Origin of the sequence: Geojedonia litorea (genome assembly GCF_042654525.1) — a bacterium.
GTDB lineage: Bacteria > Bacteroidota > Bacteroidia > Flavobacteriales > Flavobacteriaceae > Geojedonia > Geojedonia litorea.
In genome coordinates, this window is the sequence record NZ_JBHSGP010000005.1 from 141,999 (window position 1) to 160,061 (window position 18,063).

The window sequence follows — 18,063 nt, forward strand, 5'->3', positions numbered from 1 at the left end:
AGCAGTCTTCAGTTATCGGTTGGTAGAAAAGATGCTGAATACTGAAATAAATTTAGCACAGGCAAGTTTAGCATGACAAAAGCAAGTTCAGGATGATAGGTGTTGAATTCTGGGTGTTAAAGATTAAAGGATATAATTTTATATGAAGTATATAAAAGGTTTTGACGGGTTGAGAGGACTGTCCATTCTGATGGTGCTTCAAACACATTTGGGTTTTGGTTCTAAATTATTTGAATATGATTTTATTACTGTGCGCACATGGATGCTGTTTTCTGGAAATACGGGTGTTCAAATATTTTTTACTTTAAGTGGATTTTTAATTACATCTATTCTATTGTCAGAAAAACTCAAACATAAAGTCAGTCTAAAAAATTTTTATATCCGACGTTTTTTAAGACTACTTCCACCACTCATTATCTTTTATGTCATAATAGCTTTATTAATGAAGTTTGATTTAATATCCTATTCATTGGCAGGTTTTGCTTATTCATTCTTTTATCTCTATAATTTTGTTCCTAAAGAATTTTATATCTCTGAACTTGGTCATACCTGGTCTTTAGCCGTTGAAGAACAGTTTTATTTAACCTGGCCTTTTATAATTTATTATCTTAAAACAAAGTCAATTGTAGCTATTACGTTATTTGTGATACTATTATGCACTTTATTTCTGATAGTATACAATGAATTTGAGTTCATTAAGAATGGATTTAATCCACTTCGATGGTTTATCCCAGCGGTTGGACCTGTAATTATAGGTAGCTTGCTGGCTATAGTTAATTCTTCTTTTTCATCGCTTAAGAGCTTTTTGAAGCCTAATATTTATTTGTTTCCAATGAGTATTCTGCTATTTTTATGTCCGTTGTACTTGCCAAATTCTCTTTTATTAGGCGCGTATTTAATTCAATCTTTAGGAGTAGCTCTTTTTTTGTTGTGGATTTTTCATAATCAAGATTCTGTATTGGTATCTATTTTAAATTTTAAGTATTTAAATTATATTGGAAAGATATCATATGGCTTATATGTTTTTCAGGGATTGTTTTTAAGAACAGGGCCTGGAGGTACATTATCTTTTCAGCAGTTTCCGTATCATATTCTATTCACATTTATTGTAGCTATTTTGTCGTATGAATTAATAGAGAAACGAGTTTTGAAATTAAAGGTTCATTTTAAATAGCAGTTTTTGGACATGTATGAGGATGTTGGTTGTTAGTTGTTGGTTGTTGGCTTTAGGCTTTAGGCTGTAAGCTGTAGGCTATATGCTATAGGCGGTAAGCAGTCTTCAGTTATCGGTTGGTAGAAAAGATGCTGAATACTGAAATAAATTCAGCACAGGCAAGTTCAGCATGACAAAGGCAAGTTCAGGATGACACTAACGATTTAACAATGTATCAATGTATCAATGTATCAATGTATCAATATATCAATGTATCAATGTAGTAATGATGCAATTAAACGAATTAACGATTAAACGAATCAACGATTTTTGAATTGTCCATTTCGGTTACAAGTTTTTTATTGTATTTTGAACCGTATTTAAAAAAGCCCTTTACATGTTATTCAAAACCACTTTTAAGTATAATCAGCTATTCATATGAGTACCGGAATTATCATTGTTACGCCTGTCTACAATGATTGGCAAAGTTTTCAGTTGCTCATCGATGCCCTTCATAGTTTATCAGAACATGCGCCTTATCGAGTGGACCGGGTGATTGCAGTTAACGACGGGTCTACAGAGCCGACCCCTAAGCTTAAGGCTTTTGCAAAGGTCCCCATTTCAATACTGGATTTAAGTAGTAATATGGGGCACCAACGTGCGATTTCTATTGGTCTTTCCTATGTTGAAGCCCATGTGTCAGGTAGCGACGCGGTTATTGTTATGGATTGCGACGGTGAAGATCGGCCTGAAGATATTGAGGTCTTAATTGGCAGACTACAGCAGGAGGCTCAACAGACTATTGTTTTTGCAAAGCGTAAAAAGCGTACAGAAGGTCCTGTTTTTAAGTTTTTTTATAAGCTATACAAACTTTTGTTTAATGCACTCACGTCTCAAACTTTAGACTTTGGAAATTTTAGCTGTATTCCATATGCATTTTTGACGCGGGTGGTATCGTTACCCGAGATTTGGAATCACTTTTCGGGTGGTATTATTAAATCGAAAACTCCTTATGTTTCGCAGGGCACCAATAGGGGTGAGCGTTTTGAAGGGCGTTCTAAAATGAATTTTCAGGATTTAATGTTACATGGATTAAGTTCGATTTCTATCTATCTTGATATTGTTTCTATACGACTTTTGTTGGTTTCGGCTTTATTTTTTGGGTTGACTTTAGTGGGCTTATTGGTATTTTTAATAGTGACCGTTATTAGCCCTGTTTCGGTACCAAGTTGGTCATCGTTGCTTGTTTTGAGTGCCATAAATATTTTAACCCTGGTTGTTTTATGTAGCTTTTTAATCTTACTATTTCAGCTTAACCAGAAGACAACCGTGCAACTACCTCCAAAAACCTTTTATAAGAGTTTTATATTAAAGGTCAGTGATGTTTAATGTTAAACCCATGCAGATTTTCAAACAGCTAATATGGAACAGCTTATAGGAAAGATTAGTAGGTATTTGTGGGAATTCGATGCTGAAGCCTTGCTTCGCGCTATCCCTAGAACCGTCTTGGTTTTTTGTATTTTATTATTAGGTTATTTGTCCTTCGATCTTAATGGAAATGAGGAGCAGTACCTCTTATATGCCAAGCAATTTATGGATCCCGATTGGATCGCATCGCGCTATTTAAATGAATTTCCGGGGACGCGGTTACTGTATCAATTTATCACGGGTTTCTTATTACAATTTATGAGTTTTGAATCGCTGCTTATAAGTATGCGGCTTCTGTTGTGTTTGTTATATGCGATTGCTCTAGGGAAAATTTATAAAACACTTAAAGTTTCTGCCCTTCATATTTTATTGCATCTGCCTGTTTTGTTTTTATTGCAACAGTCGTTTTTTGGTGGCTCTTGGTTATTTGTATCGGTAGAACCCAAGGGGTTTTCCTATGTTTTTATAGTATTCGCGCTTTATTATTTTATGAAAGCGCACTATAGAACTATGCTCGTGCTTCTTATTATTGGGACTTATTTTCATGTGTTGGTTGGTGTCTATGTGTTTTTATTTTTTATGGGTACACTAGTATTTTTCGAAAAACCAAAACAAGGCTATGAATTTTTAAAACTTGGGCTCATATATGTTCTGGCGCTTGTGCCTTTTGTACTTTACCTCAGACAGGCCGTGACGGGAGCTGTTGAATTTTCGCCATCGGTAGATTGGATATATTCGTATTTCAGGCATCCACATCATTTAGGTATTTTTAAAGATCTGGGCTATTTTTATTCGCATCACTTTTATGGGGTTTGTACTACGTTTATTGCTCTATGCTTTAGTTTGTACTTTCATAGGTTTGCCACTAGCGAACAATTGAAACGTTTAAATGGCTTTGTACTCTTATCCTTAAGTTGGGTGTTGATTGCTGTGGTCATCGCGTTTTTTGATAAAGAAGGTGTGCTGCTTAAATACTATCCATTTCGCATACTTACCATATCAACTTTCGTAGTGAGCTTACTATTTTCAATATTTATATTTTCAAGCTTGCGATCAAAATATTTGCAAGTCTGGAAGACACTCATCATTTTAATATCATTTATATGTATTGTGAAATTAGCTAAACCCAATTTGAAGGGTCTATATGTCTATTTTAACCAAAACCCCTATCTTGCCTTAAATGCCATGGGTAGTTATGTAAAGACGCATACGAAAAAGGATGCTGTTGTTTTGAGTTTTTTGAGTGATTTGTCACTTAATAGACGGCTCGAGCGGGATCGCTTTGTGGTTTATAAATTTATTCCGGCGGATATGAAGGCTATTCCAGAATGGTATGAACGGGAACTGTATAAACGTCAACTGGCTAACAATTTGGAGCTCTTAAAAGACAGAAAACCTAGTTATAAAATAGATTATGTTTTAGCGAAGCAGCCTTTAAAATCTAACTTATTAGAACTTGTTCACCGGGAAGATACTTACTATTTATATAAATTAACATCAGAGTGATTTGAGTACCAGTATTAGCACAGCTATTATTCCTTCAAAAGCCCAATTTGCAAATCGTGAGGCAGCTCATGAATTGCATTTAGAAGCGATTTGCGTATTTGTAGCAACGGGTTTTTTTTTAGATCAGGATAGCTATTGGAAAGACCAGGTGGTGCTGTCGCCTGCTTCCAAGCATACCATTGATGAATCGGGGGTGCTCATAGATTCCAAACCTTGGTTTACATGGCATTACAGTCCAAGAGACATTAGTTTTGAACAGGCCTTGGAGGAGTTTACAGATCTTTTTGAGCGCATCATCAAGGAACAAACGCAAGGCAAGACAATCATTTTGCCCTTGTCTGGAGGACTGGACAGCCGTACCCAGGCGGCTGCCTTCAAACATCTGGACACAGAGGTGGTGAGTTATAGTTATGAATTTGAGAATGGCTATCCTGAAACTAAAATCGCAGAACAGCTTGCTAACACTTGTGGTTTTGAATTTACTCGGGATGTAATTCCCAAAGGCTATTTATGGAATCAACTGGATGCCTTGGCTAATTTAAATCAATGTTACAGTGATTTTACGAGTCCGAGACAAATGGCCGTGCTGGATAAATTCCCAAAACTCGGAGGAGACCTATTTTCACTAGGGCATTGGGGTGATGTCTTATTTGATGATATGAGAGTGCCAGATGCTTTAGGCTTTGATCAGCAAGTGGATCACGTGCTCAATAAAATCCTAAAACAAGGTGGATTGGAACTGGCTGAAGGCCTGTGGGACACTTGGGGTTTAGATGGCGGGTTTTATGACTATTTAAGAACCAGAGTGACACATTTGTTAGCTCAAATTGATATACCACAAAGTGCCAACGCTCGTATTAGGGCTTTTAAAAGCCTGTATTGGGCACCACGCTGGACCTCGGTCAATTTAGCGGTGTTTGAGGCCTATAAGCCTATTAGCTTACCTTATTATGATGATCGTATGTGTCAATTTATTTGCACCATCCCAGAAGCCTATTTAAAGGACAGACAACTACAGATCGCTTACATAAAAACAAGGGCTCCCGAATTGGCGCGAATCACCTGGCAAGATCATCGCCCTTTTAATTTAAACAACTACCGATTAAATAAATTCCCATATAACACCACCTATAAGGTGCTTGATAAGTTGAAGCGGCAATTTAATGCCCTAGGAGGAAAGCCTTATGTACAGCGCAATTGGGAGTTGCAATTTTTGGGAAGCGATAATGAACAGCAGTTAAAAGCAATCTTGAATCAGAACGCATTTTTAGAGTGGATACCTAAGACTATGGTGGATAGCCTTTTGACTGATTTTTATAAACAGCCAGCACCTAAAACAGCCCATCAGGTGAATATGTTGTTGGTTTTGGCGAAGTTTAGGGAGATTGATAATTGATAATTGATGATTGATGAAAAGTGTAGATTTGTGTTTGGTTCTCTCGACCTTTCGACTGCGCTCAAGGCAGGCTGGTTCGATGCTTCGACAGGCTCAGCATGACAAATTTGGGGAGATTGCTAATTGATAATTGATAATTGAGAATTGATGATTGATGAAAAGTGTAGATTTGTGTTTGGTTCTCTCGACCTTTCGACTGCGCTCAAGGCAGGCTGGTACGAGGCAAGTAAGCTCCAGTTGGCATAGATGCTTCGATGCTTCGACAGGCTCAGCATGACAAGTTTTGGGAGATTGATAATTGATAATTGATGATTGATGAAAAGTGTAGATTTGTATGACAAAAAAGATAAAAATAGCGTTTACCATTCCAAATTTTGATACCGCGGGTAGTGGTAAGGTGGTTTATGATCTCGTCAAAGGTTTGGACCCCAAACGGTTTGAGGCCCATATTTGCTGTACCCACTCGCGTGGGGCTTTTTTTAAGGAAGTGAAGGCACTTGGCGTGCCAATCCATGAGTTTGCATTCTACACGAGTTATCGGCCGTATCTCACATTACCATTACGGATTTATAGGATTTCCAGGTTTTTTAAACGACAACACTTTGATATCATCCATTCCTGGCATTGGAGCAGTGATATTACGGAACCCTTGGCCGCCAAACTGGCTGGCATTCCCTTTGTCTATACCAAAAAAGCTATGGGCTGGGGCAATAAGGCGTGGCGCTGGCGCAGTCAATTGAGTAGCCATATTATTGCCATTAATACGGATATGATGCAGCAATTCTTTAAGAAGTTGGCTCATAAAACCAGCTATATTCCACTCGGCGTTGATACCGATTATTTTATGCCTTTAGAAAAGTGCTATAAAAGTCCAGAAGGGCTACAGTTTTCCAAATCTGATTTTGTGATCGTTAGTGTGGCCAATTTAGTGCCGGTGAAGGGGATTGAACTTTTATTAGAGGCCGTCGAGCAATTAAATGATCCAAACATAAAGGTGCTTATTGTGGGTGATGACCAAAATGCCTATGGCACTGAACTTAAAGAGCGCTATGCGAATCCCTGTGTGTTTTTTGTGGGAAAGCAACTGGATGTGAGGCCTTATCTGGCCTTGGCCGATGTGTTTGTGATCCCTACTAAAGATGAAGGGCGTAAAGAAGGCTTGCCTATTGCGCCATTGGAGGCCATGGCTTGTGAGCGTGTAGTAATTGGCTCAACTATCTCCGGTATTAAGGATATTCTTTTGCCTTTTCAAGATTGTTTGTTTGAAGCTGGCAATCATAGCGAATTAATGAAATATATCCTTAGGATTAAAGCCCTTTCGCAAACACAACGAAATGCTATAGCATATTCCATGCGAAGCTATGTGCAAAATGAATTCTCTATTGATGCTTTCATCGTTCAATATGCCAAATTTTATAAAACATTAGTAAAATGAAAATTGGACTCATCTTATCTACTACACCTTCATATTCAGAAACTTTTTTTAATTCCAAAATTAAAGGACTTCTGGCTAACGGGCATAAGGTCCAACTTTTTGTTCAGAAGAAGAACCCTTTATTTACTGGTTGTCCTGTAGTGCGTGGGCCTAAGGTTTATAATAGAAATTTATTATTTCAAGGTGTTAACTTTGTTATAATAGGGATTAGACTTATGCCTTACTTTAAACGTTTAAAACGTTTTGTAATTCTTGAACGAAAGGCGCAGCGTTCATGGAAGCAGATTCTTAAAACTATTTATACTAATTCACATCTTTTAAGGGCCGATTTAGACTGTCTGCATTTTGGGTTCGCAACCATGGCCTTACAAAAGGAGCATGTGGCTGCAGCCATTGGAGCTAAAATGGCTGTAAGTTTTAGGGGTTATGATTTGGATGTGTATCCTCTTAAAGCTCCAAAGTGTTACGATTTGTTGTGGAGGCAGGTGGATAAGGTGCATTCCATCTCACAGTATCTTTTAGATAAGGCCTATGGTTTGGGATTAGCCCAAAGCAAAGCTTACCAAATTATACCCCCGGCGATAGATCTCGATACCTTTAAGAGCAGGGAGCCTCAAGCCTACGATGGGACAGCAGTGGTTCAATTATTGACTATTGCTCGTTTGGAATGGATTAAAGGTTTGGATTATACTTTGGAAGCTTTGTACTTGCTTAAGTCTAAAGGCCTGAAGTTCCATTACCGTATTATTGGGGATGGTAAAGAGCGGGAAGCATTGGTGTATGCGATCCATCAATTAGGATTACAGGATGAAGTTAGTCTCATCAGTCGCGTAGGTCATGAAGAGGTGGTAGCGTATCTATCACGGACGGACATCTATATACAATACAGTCATTCTGAAGGCTTTTGCAATGCCGTATTAGAAGCCCAAGCCATGGGCTGTTTGTGTGTGGTGTCGGATGGTGGCGCCCTTCCTGAAAACATCGTGCATGAAGTAACAGGATGGCTAGTCAGGAAACGACATCCCGTTTTATTAGCTGACACTATTAATTCCATCCTAGCATTGTCTGATGAACAGAAAGATGAAGTTAGATATAAGGCCCGATTGCGCGTTGTTAATGGATTTAGTAGTTTAGAACAACAAAAGGCTTTTCATGACTTCTATACAGTAAACCTAACTGAACTATTATGAAGTTAAGGACTATTTACCGTCGGCTAAACCGATATCAGCAACGCATAACCAAGCGTGTTTTACGACGCTACAGAACTTTGGTCTATCGTGGGACTCAAGTATATTGTCCCATTTGTAATTGGAAAGGGCAGCGCTTTTTTGATGAACATTGTCCAAGCTGCCATTCACAGGCCAGAACACGACTGGTGGCCTTTGCTCTTGATTATTTTAATTTGATTCACCCAAATTTGAAGCTATTGCATGTGGCACCCAATATGAATGAGTTTCGATTTGTTCAAGGGCGATTTAAGGATTTAGTGTGCCATGATCGGGTGGATATTAAAGTTCGAAAACAAATTAATATCATTGATGATATCAGCAACCCAAAACATTTAAATACGAACTATGATCTAGGTATTGTTTGGCATGTATTTGAACATATCAAGGAGGATATCAAGGCTATTGCCCATCTGTATCGCGTGATGAGGTCCGGCAGTTCCTTGATAGTCAGTGTGCCTATTTACCCCCAAGGCAATCCTACAACTTTTGAAGATCATACGATGGCTTATGCCGATTTTGAGCGCGTTCACGGGCATTATGACCATTGCCGGAGCTGTGGTTTAGACTATTACCAGCGCTTTGAAGCCGCGGGATTTCAAACAGAAACTTTAAGCGTAAGCGCCTTGGATCCAAATACAATTGTTAGATTTGGACTTCAGGAGGACCATGTGGTCTGGTGTTTTACAAAATAAACTATGTTATTCCAATTTCTTAAATATTTACAACCCACGCATTATTTTACGCTCCTAAATAAAAAGGGGCAATCGGTTTTTCCTCGCCCCGATGCACTGCCCCAAGCGGTATTAGACCAATTAGAGCCTCGGGTTTATTATGTGTCTGAACAAGCGCGACTCTACGACCTTTCCTGGCAGGCTATTCATAAAGGCTATATAGGCGATGCTCCCACCTTTACCACCTTTGACCTACTACCTCTGCAGGATGAATACGCCTTTAGCAGAACCTATTTTAGTAGGGTATGGGTCTGGTATGTATTACTACTGCGGTTGTTGAGTCTAAAACACCCTATTAAGAATTTAAGCGCGTTTTATAGGACTAGAAGCATCAGACGTAGCCGCTATTTGGAGGCACCTATACCGCATTCGGATTGGAATGCCTTCAATTCCCCACTGGTTGCCCAAGCGCCAAAAGTGTCGGTCATTATCCCTACTTTAAACCGTTATACCTATCTCAAGGATGTCTTGATGGATTTGGAGCGTCAAGACTATTCTAATTTTGAAGTGCTGGTGGTGGATCAGTCTGAACCCTTTCAAAAGGATTTTTATAAATCGTATGCATTAGATTTAAAAGTAAGCCAGCAAGAAGAGAAAGCACTTTGGTTGGCGCGCAATACGGCCATTCAACAGGCTCAAGGCGACTACCTCTTGTTTTTTGATGACGATAGCAGAGTGGACAGCGATTGGATTCGGCAGCATTTAAAGTGTTTGGATGTTTTTAATGCGGATTTATCTTCTGGCGTTTCCATCTCTAAAGTAGGCGACACGGTGCCAGCCCATTATGCATTTTTTAGGGTTAGTGACCAATTGGATACCGGGAATGTGATGATCAAAAAGAAGGTGTTTAAAGAATTAGGAATGTTTGACCGGCAATTTGAACGGCAGCGCATGGGTGACGGCGAGTTTGGCTTACGCGCCTTTTTGGCTGGGTATTTGAATGTGTCCAATCCGCATGCTAAACGCTTGCATCTGAAGGTCGACCATGGAGGCCTGCGACAGATGGGCAGTTGGGACGCCTTTAGGACCTCATCACTCTTGGCACCAAGACCTATCCCAAGTGTATTGTATTTTTTTAGACGTTATTTCGGGAATCGGCAAGCAGGCTATGCCTTGTTGCGGACTGTGCCTATGTCCATCATGCCTTATCGGTTTAAGGGCAATAGCTACCTTAAAGGCATTGGTGTTTTGATTAGCCTACTTCTTTTACCTATCGTCTCGATTCAAGTGCTGCGATCCTGGAGACTTTCAAGCAAAGCATTGCATGAAGGCCCATTAATAGAACCCTTACCATGACACACAAAGCCCAACGATTGCTTATCGTCACTTCAGAGTTTCCACCGCAGCCCGGTGGTATTGGTACTCATGCCTATCATTTGGCAAAACAACTACAGGTACAAGGCTGGCAGGTTCAGGTTCTTTGTGATCAGCGCGATCTAGATGGCTCGGCAGAAACAAGGTTTGATAGTGCCTTAGAGATCAATGTCCACCGCATAGCCATGCGGAAGCCTAGGATTTTGATGTATATAAAACGGCTTCAGCTATTGTTTCGACTTACAAAAAGCGTTGATGTGGTGCTAGCTTCAGGAAAGTTTTCACTTTGGGCTGTGGCTTTTTCCAGCTACTTCCACCATAAGAACTATATTGCCGTGGTGCATGGTACGGAGGTTAATTTTAAACCTTTGGTCTTGAGGCAATCTATTGCTTTTGCCTTAAAGCGTTTCCATAAGGTCATTTGTGTGTCCAACTATACCAGATCCTTGATCGCGCACCTTAAATTGAAAGAGGTGCATGTGATACCCAACGGAATAGAGGTTTCTAAATGGCAGCAGGTTTCTGAAGCACCAATAACACTTCAAGGACAGCCTAGACTAGTGACTGTAGGAAATGTTACAGAACGAAAAGGGCAGGGCCAAGTGATCCAACAGCTTCCTGAACTACTCAAAACTTTTCCGAATTTGCAGTACCATTGTATAGGTATTCCAACACAAAAGGAAGCGTTTCTCGACCTTGCCAAACACTTACATGTTGAATCCCAGGTCACCTTTCATGGTCGTGTGGCGGATAAGCAGTTGAAACAACTACTGCATAGTTGTGATATATTTGTGATGTTGAGTGCTGCTACAGCCAGCGGTGATGTGGAAGGCTTTGGAATCGCGATTTTGGAAGCCAATGCCCTAGGAATTCCAGCGATAGGGGCTTTGGGCTGTGGGATTGAAGATGCTATAGATCACCAAGGTTCGGGGCTGTTAATTCCTTTAAACGATACCTCTGCTTTTTGTGCAGGGATTCAAACGATTCTTAATCAAAAACAAGACTATGCTGCTCGGGCTAAAGATTGGGCAAAACAGCATGATTGGGCGATTATTGTGAAGCGATATGTGGAGGTTATTGGTAATTGATGCTTCGACAAGCTCAGCATGACAAGTTTTGGGGGATTGAATATTGAATATTGATTATTGATAATTGATTATTGTGATTTGGGATTTGTGATTTGGGATTTGGGATTTACGATTAACGAATTAACGAATTGATAATTGTGATTTGAGACGGAAGACTGCCAACTAAACCTCTCCAGCACTTCGAACTCTTGACCTCTCGACTGCGCTCGAGGCGGGCAGGCTCAATGTGACAAAGTTGAGCCTTATTATCATCTTGTACTGTCAGATTGAGCTTGTCGAAATCTTTTTTTGGAATTTCTTTAGATTGGTTGTTGGGATTTGTAATTTCGGATTTGCGACTGTGATTGTACACTAAAAACAGAATGATGTTAAGTGGTTTTGGATTTACGAATTACGAATTACGAATTAATGAATTGATAATTGATGCTTCGACAAGCTCAGCATGACAAGTTTAGGGGGATTGAATATTGATTATTGATAATTGATAATTGATAATTGGGATTTGAGACTGAATACAGCCTTGTGTTCATAAACAACACTTCGACAGGCTCAGTGTGACAAACCAATTATTGACTAGAACTTATCCGTTTTAATTTATTAGATTTGTTGACATTGACGACCCTTGCTATTAAATGAATCTTGCCATTATTTCCCATACCGAACATTATACCTTAGCTGACGGAACGCTGGTAGGTTGGTCGCCCACGGTGAACGAGATTAACCATTTACTAGAGATTTTTGATCGTATTTATCATGTGGCCATGCATTATGAGGGTGAAGCGCCAAAGAGTGTTATGGCCTATAGTTCCGATCGCATCAAATTTGTGCCTATTCCGGCGGTAGGCGGAACAGATTTTAAGGATAAACTCGCCATATTGTATCAAGCGCCTAAAATTATACGTATCGTATCTAAGGTCTTAAAGCAGGTGGATTGTTTTCAACTGCGTACACCTACGGGGATCGGCGTGTTTTTAATTCCGTATTTAAGCGGGTTGGTTAACTTACCGGGCTGGTATAAATATGCCGGCAACTGGAAACAGCATCCCGCACCATTGGGCTATGCTTGGCAACGTTGGTTGTTAAAAGGCCAAAGTCGCCCAGTGACTATCAATGGGGTTTGGGAGGATCAGCCCAAACATTGTTTGTCTTTTGAAAACCCCTGTTTAACCTTGAAGGATGTTACTTTTGGTAAGACTATTGGAGAGAGGAAATCCCTAGAGGGGGCGTTGAATCTTTGTTTTGTTGGTCGCTTGGAGGCGGAAAAGGGTGTGGGCCGGATTTTAGAGGCTTTACAATTATTGACTGAAGCAGAACATGAACGTATCAAGAGCATAGATTTTGTGGGGGAAGGCCCAGAATTACAGGAATTTCAAAACCTAGCGCAGCAGTTGCCCATGGCCATTAACTTTCATGGAGCCTTATCCAGAGCAGAGGTTTTTGAGATTTATAAAAACGCACATGCCATCGTGATGCCTACGACGGCTTCCGAAGGCTTTCCGAAGGTATTGGCCGAAGCCATGGCCTTTGGCTGTATTCCTATCGTCTCGAATATCTCATCCATTGGGTATTATATACAACATCAACAACAAGGCCTCTTATTGGAACCGATAACTGCCACAAGCTTAATCACCCAAATTCGGTATTTACTAGAGCTATCTCCTGAAAATTACAGAAGAATGTTAACTTTACAACATGCAGTGGTAAGTCGTTTTACATTTGAACATTACACGAGTCAACTTGCCGAGCAGGTATTATCCCAATTTAAAGCATAGTGTCGAGACCTTATTTAAATGATCCTTATGTTAAAGAAGTCCTGTTTCATATAGGAATAGGTATTACTCTTTATCTGTTTGAACCCTTATCAAAACTCTATTTCATGATTTTCATGATTTATAGTCTTTGGTGGATTATTACCTGTCCAAAGGCGGAAAAAACGCGAGCAGTTTTGATAAGCTGTGCCTATATTTCGGGTGCAGAGGTCTTATTTAGAATGACCGATGGAGGAATTGCCTATGAGGCTTCTAAATACTTGGTGATTTTATTTATGCTCATGGGTATGTTTTTTAGAGGCTTGTCGGGGAAGGGTTACCCTTATTTTTTCTATTTGATTGCCTTGGTGCCTTCTATTTTAGTGGCCTCAATGACCTTGACTTTTGACGCCAATTTTAGAACCAATATCGCCTTTGTGTTGAGCGGCCCTGTATGTTTAGGGATTGCCGCCTTATTTTGTTATGATCGGAAAGTAAGTCATACATTGCTACATGATCTGGTGAAGTATTTGGCCTTGCCGAGCATCGCCATGACCACCTATTTATTTTTATATAATCCAAGTATCAAGGACACTTTGTCCGGAACCGCATCTAACGCCGCAACTTCCGGGGGCTTTGGACCCAATCAGGTGTCTACGGCTTTAGGTTTAGGAATGTTCGCTATTGTTGTACGCTTGTTTTTAAAGTCGCCGAGTCTGTTTTTAAAATTACTCAATTTGGGAATTTTGGGCGCCATGACCTTTAGGGCCATTGTAACCTTTAGCCGTGGAGGTGTTGTGGCAGCCATACTTGTTATAGCGGCATTTTTATGGATTTTATTTTTGAGATCGAATACTAATCAAAAAGGGAATATTTTAGGCTCTTTTGCTTTATTTTGTATTGCCATTGCAATCACTTGGACTATAAGTTCTAACCAAACCTACGGTCTAATTGATAAACGTTATGCTAATCAAGATGCTCAAGGACGTGAGAAGCAGGACCTTACCACGGGTCGAATAGGCTTATTTATGGAGGAGGTAGACGGATTTTTGAGTAGCCCATTTTTAGGGATTGGCGCGAGTCGAGTGAAAAACAAACGCGTTGAAGAATCAGGACATCATTTACCTAGTCATAATGAATTAGGGCGTTTACTCTCTGAACATGGGTTTTTGGGGATTTTGATCATTTTGATTTTAATCATCAAACCCTTGAGTTATTTTGCGGCTAATAAACGCAATCTGTTTTTTTATGCCTTTTTTGCCTTTTGGTTTGCGACCATCAACCACTCCGGAATGCGCATTGCGGCACCGGCCTTATTATACGCTTTATGCTTATTAAATGTGATTTATGAAAACCCTGCTGTACATAGGCAATTACCTGCAAAGTAAACGCAATAATGTGTCCTCCATTCATGTTTTGGGGCCTTTATTTGAATCTGAAGGTTATCGGGTCATCTTTCGCTCTTCAAAAGTTAATAAGGGCTTGCGTTTAGGTGCTATGCTATGGGCTTGTGTTAGATACAGAAAACAGGTGGATTTGGTACTCATCGATACCTATAGCACCTTGAATTTTTACTTTGCGCTCTTGAGTAGTCAATTATGCCGACTTTTAGGTTTACCCTATATTTGTTGTCTTAATGGTGGCAATCTGCCCCATCGTTTAAAGCAAAACCCCTATTTAAGTAACTTGATTTTTAAACATGCCAAATGTTCAGTAGCACCCTCTTTATATTTAAAAAATGCCTTTGAGTTTCATGGCTACACGAATGTTGAATTTATTCCGAACACTGTAGACTTACAGCACTATCCTTTTGAGGACAGGACTTTTGATGTGCCAAAATTGTTATGGGTGCGGTCATTTTCCAAAATCTATAACCCACAATTGGCGGTTCGCGTCTTAAAGTCCCTGCAGGACCAAGGCTATAAGGCGAACTTATGTATGGTTGGTCCTGATAGTGACGGTAGTTTAGAAGCAGTACAAGCCTTGGCTTCTCATTTGGGTGTCGCGGTAAGCATTACAGGAAAATTAACGAAGGCTGAATGGATTAGCTTGTCTAAAGACTATAATGTTTTTATCAATACTACTAACTATGATAATACGCCTGTGAGTGTTATTGAAGCCATGGCCCTAGGCTTACCGGTGGTATCTACCCATGTTGGGGGGATGCCTTTTTTGATTGAGCATGGGGTACACGGCTTACTTGTTCCCCCGGAAGATGTGGAAGCGATGTGTACTGCTATTGTTAGCCTTTTTAAGGATTCTAAACAACGAGAGCACTTAATTGCAGCAGCGCGGCAACGCGTAGAACAATACGATTGGCAGCAGGTACGATTATTATGGCATGAGGTAATCGCTTAAAAATTATAGGTCTTATTAACAAGATCTTAGTATATTTACATGTTGACACACCTTTGCAATGACCAAAACTACCGCTATACACTTTGAGGTATCAGAGCGCAAGATTTTGTTGCGACTAATGGATATTCTTTTTGTTTTACTAGGGATCTATATCTTGGAACTCTTTTTTGATTATACTTATCTTACCATAAGTCAGCCTGATTTTGTCGCCATAGGTGTGCTTATTGTGTACCTCTCGGTATTTGGGTCTATTTTTGAAATTTATGATTTGCAAAAAGCCAGTAAGCTTGATGTCACCTTTAGAAATGTGGTACTTACCGCTTCTATTACGGTGTTATTTTATTTGCTTACGCCTATTTTAACGCCTTTTTTACCGCCTAATCGGTTACAGATTATTTATTTTTATGTCACCATGATTGCGGCTATATTTTTATGGCGTTTTGCTTATGTGACTTTTATATCCTCACCACGATTTTATAAAAAGGTATTGTTGGTAGGGGAGATTTCAAATATTGAGAATATCATTCGTCCGCTTAACCAGGCCGATCCTAATTACAAAATTATTGGCTTTATCAATTGTGAAAAAGAACATGAGGACCCTATTAAATTTAAGGGCTTAAAGGAGTTTCGTCCTAATCAACTTAAGCAGGTGATTAGCGAGTACCAAATCTCGGAAATTCTGGTCGCGAGTTATAATTCAGAAACGATAACCAGTGATATTTATCATGATCTCATAGCCTTATTGGAGCATGGATTTATTATTCGGGAATATACTCAGGTTTATGAAGAACTCACTAGTAGGGTGCCTATTCAGTTTGTGGGTAAGGATTTCTACAAGTACTTTCCGTTTAGCCGTAGTAATCAAAATACCTTGTATCTGTTTTTTCATCGCTTATTTGATATTCTATTTTCGTTTTTTGGATTACTGTTTGGGATTGTAATTGCACCCTTGATAATGATTGGAAATGCTTTAGGTAATCGAGGTCCTATATTGTATATGCAGGAGCGAATAGGCAAAAACGGGGAGATATTCTATATTTTTAAATTCAGGACTATGGTTGCTGATGCCGAGATGTATGGCGCCACATGGGCCACCAAGAACGATACCCGGGTCACTCGTTTTGGTAAGTTTTTGAGACGTAGCCGCTTGGATGAAATCCCCCAATTTTTTAATGTGCTGCGCGGCGATATGAGTATTATTGGTCCCAGACCCGAACGTCCATTTTTTGTTAATGAATTGTCTAGAGTGATTCCGTTTTATGAGACCAGACATATTATTAAACCAGGTTTAACGGGTTGGGCACAGGTGAATACACGCTATGGCGCATCAGTAGATGATAGTTTGATGAAGCTGCAATACGACCTTTATTATATCAAACATCGCGGTCTGTTCTTGGATATCAATATCATTGTGAAAACCTTAAGTACGGTATTGTATTATAGAGGACAGTAAGAATTGATTATTGACTATTGATTAATGACTATTGATTAATGACTATTGATTGCTTTTTAGCTATTGAACTTGAGAAGGTAAATATAGCGTATTCCCAATGCGATTAAGAGTGGAATCCACCCAATGGCAAACACCTGAATCCCGATGAACCAATGCATAGTGAGCAACACTAGCATAATGATCAAAAATTTTAGGTATTTACGTCCTCGTGTTCCCAATTTTGGTTTTGATAGGGGGAGGAGCATTAGCAGATTTAGAGGGAAGGCCCAAAGCAGATTGTAATTTTGTGCTGTAGCGGTATGGTCTGTGGCGAGCCAAAGGAGTAGCACAAACATACCTATGAGACCGGTGAGACCAAATAGAATGAGATCTAAACTTTTAGTACGTGTCTGGGATTTGTAATCTCTATAAGTGATCCAAAGAATTAACAAGGCTAGCAGCGTCATTATAAATAAGGGACTAGTCACTATAGATGTCTGATGTTCCACGGTACGTGCCTCAAATAGTGTGGTTGTGGTTTTTACCAAAGGTTCTTCTCCATTTTTAGTGGCCACTGCAAAAAACCGAAAAATGTATTTGGGTAAAAACATGTACTCATAAGGCGTGGCTTCTTCATCAATCACTGCACCTAAAGCGGTATCAATGCCTAAACTGCCCCAGGAATTTCTGTTCACATGTTCATGAATTAAAGCCCTGAAGGATTTAGGTTCTAAATTTGAAGGGGTATGAAAGGTGATGGGTGCTTCAACAACTTTAAGAAGCACATCTCGCATTTTAGTGGCACAGTTGTCATAAAAGAAATCGTATAGATAGCCACGGTTTTCGGGTTGATAATTCTCCTGAAGAAAGTCGAATAGCTTTTGTTGTTCTATAGTGCTAAGATTTAACACCTGCTCACTAATCGTTCTGTTTTGATACACATAAAAATTATAAAGTCTGTTGAAGTCGACCCGACTTACTAAATAGTTGAGTTTACCTTGCGCAAACTTGAGATAAAAGTTGGGTGCATCAAAGTCGTATTCGCCATAACCATAGGTGATGTCCAAACCTTGTGCAGTATCTTTTATTCTGAAAGCATTATGACCGAAGGCATCGTTGAGTTCAGTGCCCGGACCAATAGTCAATACACTAATCTCTGCATTAGGGGATAAGTTAAACTGCGCAAAACTAGAGGTTACACATACAAACAAAAGAGCGAACAGTAGTTTTAGTTTCATGGGTAGT

General features: G+C 39.6%; 14 protein-coding genes. 13 read left to right on the forward strand and 1 reads right to left on the reverse strand.

Annotated features, from left to right (window positions below; genetic code table 11):
* Positions 1-142 precede the first annotated feature (142 nt).
* From ACFO5O_RS02625 to ACFO5O_RS02685, 13 genes are all read left to right on the forward strand, one after another.
* Positions 143-1,174, forward strand: coding sequence for an acyltransferase family protein (locus tag ACFO5O_RS02625; protein ID WP_387960682.1), 1,032 nt, complete (start codon positions 143-145; stop codon positions 1,172-1,174).
* A 417-nt stretch (positions 1,175-1,591) separates the two neighbouring features.
* Positions 1,592-2,542: a glycosyltransferase gene (locus tag ACFO5O_RS02630; protein WP_387960684.1), complete on the forward strand. Its 951-nt coding sequence runs from the start codon at positions 1,592-1,594 to the stop codon at positions 2,540-2,542.
* A 33-nt stretch (positions 2,543-2,575) separates the two neighbouring features.
* Complete coding sequence (locus ACFO5O_RS02635; RefSeq protein ID WP_387960686.1) at positions 2,576-4,087, forward strand: hypothetical protein; 1,512 nt, start codon at positions 2,576-2,578, stop codon at positions 4,085-4,087.
* Position 4,088: 1 nt separating this feature from the next.
* Complete coding sequence (locus ACFO5O_RS02640) at positions 4,089-5,483, forward strand: asparagine synthase-related protein (protein WP_387960688.1); 1,395 nt, start codon at positions 4,089-4,091, stop codon at positions 5,481-5,483.
* Between the two features lie 334 nt (positions 5,484-5,817).
* On the forward strand, positions 5,818-6,918 hold the full coding sequence (locus tag ACFO5O_RS02645) for a glycosyltransferase (protein WP_387960690.1): 1,101 nt from the start codon (positions 5,818-5,820) through the stop codon (positions 6,916-6,918).
* A complete protein-coding gene (locus ACFO5O_RS02650) occupies positions 6,915-8,108 on the forward strand; it encodes a glycosyltransferase family 4 protein (protein WP_387960692.1) in 1,194 nt (397 codons plus the stop codon). Before ACFO5O_RS02645 ends, ACFO5O_RS02650 begins: the two co-directional genes overlap by 4 nt.
* The gene (locus tag ACFO5O_RS02655) at positions 8,105-8,839 is read left to right on the forward strand and encodes a class I SAM-dependent methyltransferase (RefSeq protein WP_387960693.1); all 735 of its coding nucleotides are present in this window, start codon (positions 8,105-8,107) and stop codon (positions 8,837-8,839) included. The genes ACFO5O_RS02650 and ACFO5O_RS02655 overlap by 4 nt, the downstream gene beginning before the upstream one ends.
* Before the next feature lie 315 nt (positions 8,840-9,154).
* Positions 9,155-10,174: a glycosyltransferase family 2 protein gene (locus tag ACFO5O_RS02660; protein ID WP_387960695.1), complete on the forward strand. Its 1,020-nt coding sequence runs from the start codon at positions 9,155-9,157 to the stop codon at positions 10,172-10,174.
* Positions 10,171-11,280 carry a glycosyltransferase family 4 protein gene (locus ACFO5O_RS02665; protein WP_387960697.1) on the forward strand — a complete coding sequence of 370 codons (1,110 nt, stop codon included), beginning with the start codon at positions 10,171-10,173 and terminating at the stop codon, positions 11,278-11,280. Before ACFO5O_RS02660 ends, ACFO5O_RS02665 begins: the two co-directional genes overlap by 4 nt.
* A gap of 794 nt (positions 11,281-12,074) precedes the next feature.
* Positions 12,075-13,052 carry a glycosyltransferase gene (locus tag ACFO5O_RS02670; protein ID WP_387960699.1) on the forward strand — a complete coding sequence of 326 codons (978 nt, stop codon included), beginning with the start codon at positions 12,075-12,077 and terminating at the stop codon, positions 13,050-13,052.
* On the forward strand, positions 13,052-14,416 hold the full coding sequence (locus tag ACFO5O_RS02675; protein WP_387960701.1) for an O-antigen ligase family protein: 1,365 nt from the start codon (positions 13,052-13,054) through the stop codon (positions 14,414-14,416). The genes ACFO5O_RS02670 and ACFO5O_RS02675 overlap by 1 nt, the downstream gene beginning before the upstream one ends.
* A complete protein-coding gene (locus tag ACFO5O_RS02680; RefSeq protein WP_387960703.1) occupies positions 14,376-15,386 on the forward strand; it encodes a glycosyltransferase family 4 protein in 1,011 nt (336 codons plus the stop codon). The genes ACFO5O_RS02675 and ACFO5O_RS02680 overlap by 41 nt, the downstream gene beginning before the upstream one ends.
* 58 nt (positions 15,387-15,444) lie before the next feature.
* Complete coding sequence (locus tag ACFO5O_RS02685) at positions 15,445-16,839, forward strand: sugar transferase (protein WP_387960705.1); 1,395 nt, start codon at positions 15,445-15,447, stop codon at positions 16,837-16,839.
* 56 nt (positions 16,840-16,895) lie between these two features.
* On the opposite strand, the gene ACFO5O_RS02690 is transcribed toward ACFO5O_RS02685, so the two are convergent.
* Positions 16,896-18,056 (reverse strand): lipoprotein N-acyltransferase Lnb domain-containing protein, encoded by a 1,161-nt coding sequence (locus ACFO5O_RS02690; RefSeq protein ID WP_387960707.1) that lies wholly within the window; start codon positions 18,054-18,056, stop codon positions 16,896-16,898.
* Between the last annotated feature and the right edge of the window lie 7 nt (positions 18,057-18,063).

Coding starts and splice junctions, on each gene's coding strand:
- ACFO5O_RS02630 (WP_387960684.1), top strand. CDS start 1,592: ATGAGTACCGGAATTATCATTGTTACGCCTGTCTACAATGATTGGCAA.
- ACFO5O_RS02665 (WP_387960697.1), top strand. CDS start 10,171: ATGACACACAAAGCCCAACGATTGCTTATCGTCACTTCAGAGTTTCCA.
- ACFO5O_RS02655 (WP_387960693.1), top strand. CDS start 8,105: ATGAAGTTAAGGACTATTTACCGTCGGCTAAACCGATATCAGCAACGC.
- ACFO5O_RS02645 (WP_387960690.1), top strand. CDS start 5,818: ATGACAAAAAAGATAAAAATAGCGTTTACCATTCCAAATTTTGATACC.
- ACFO5O_RS02650 (WP_387960692.1), top strand. CDS start 6,915: ATGAAAATTGGACTCATCTTATCTACTACACCTTCATATTCAGAAACT.
- ACFO5O_RS02635 (WP_387960686.1), top strand. CDS start 2,576: ATGGAACAGCTTATAGGAAAGATTAGTAGGTATTTGTGGGAATTCGAT.
- ACFO5O_RS02690 (WP_387960707.1), bottom strand. CDS start 18,056: ATGAAACTAAAACTACTGTTCGCTCTTTTGTTTGTATGTGTAACCTCT.
- ACFO5O_RS02680 (WP_387960703.1), top strand. CDS start 14,376: ATGAAAACCCTGCTGTACATAGGCAATTACCTGCAAAGTAAACGCAAT.
- ACFO5O_RS02670 (WP_387960699.1), top strand. CDS start 12,075: ATGGCCTATAGTTCCGATCGCATCAAATTTGTGCCTATTCCGGCGGTA.
- ACFO5O_RS02685 (WP_387960705.1), top strand. CDS start 15,445: ATGACCAAAACTACCGCTATACACTTTGAGGTATCAGAGCGCAAGATT.
- ACFO5O_RS02625 (WP_387960682.1), top strand. CDS start 143: ATGAAGTATATAAAAGGTTTTGACGGGTTGAGAGGACTGTCCATTCTG.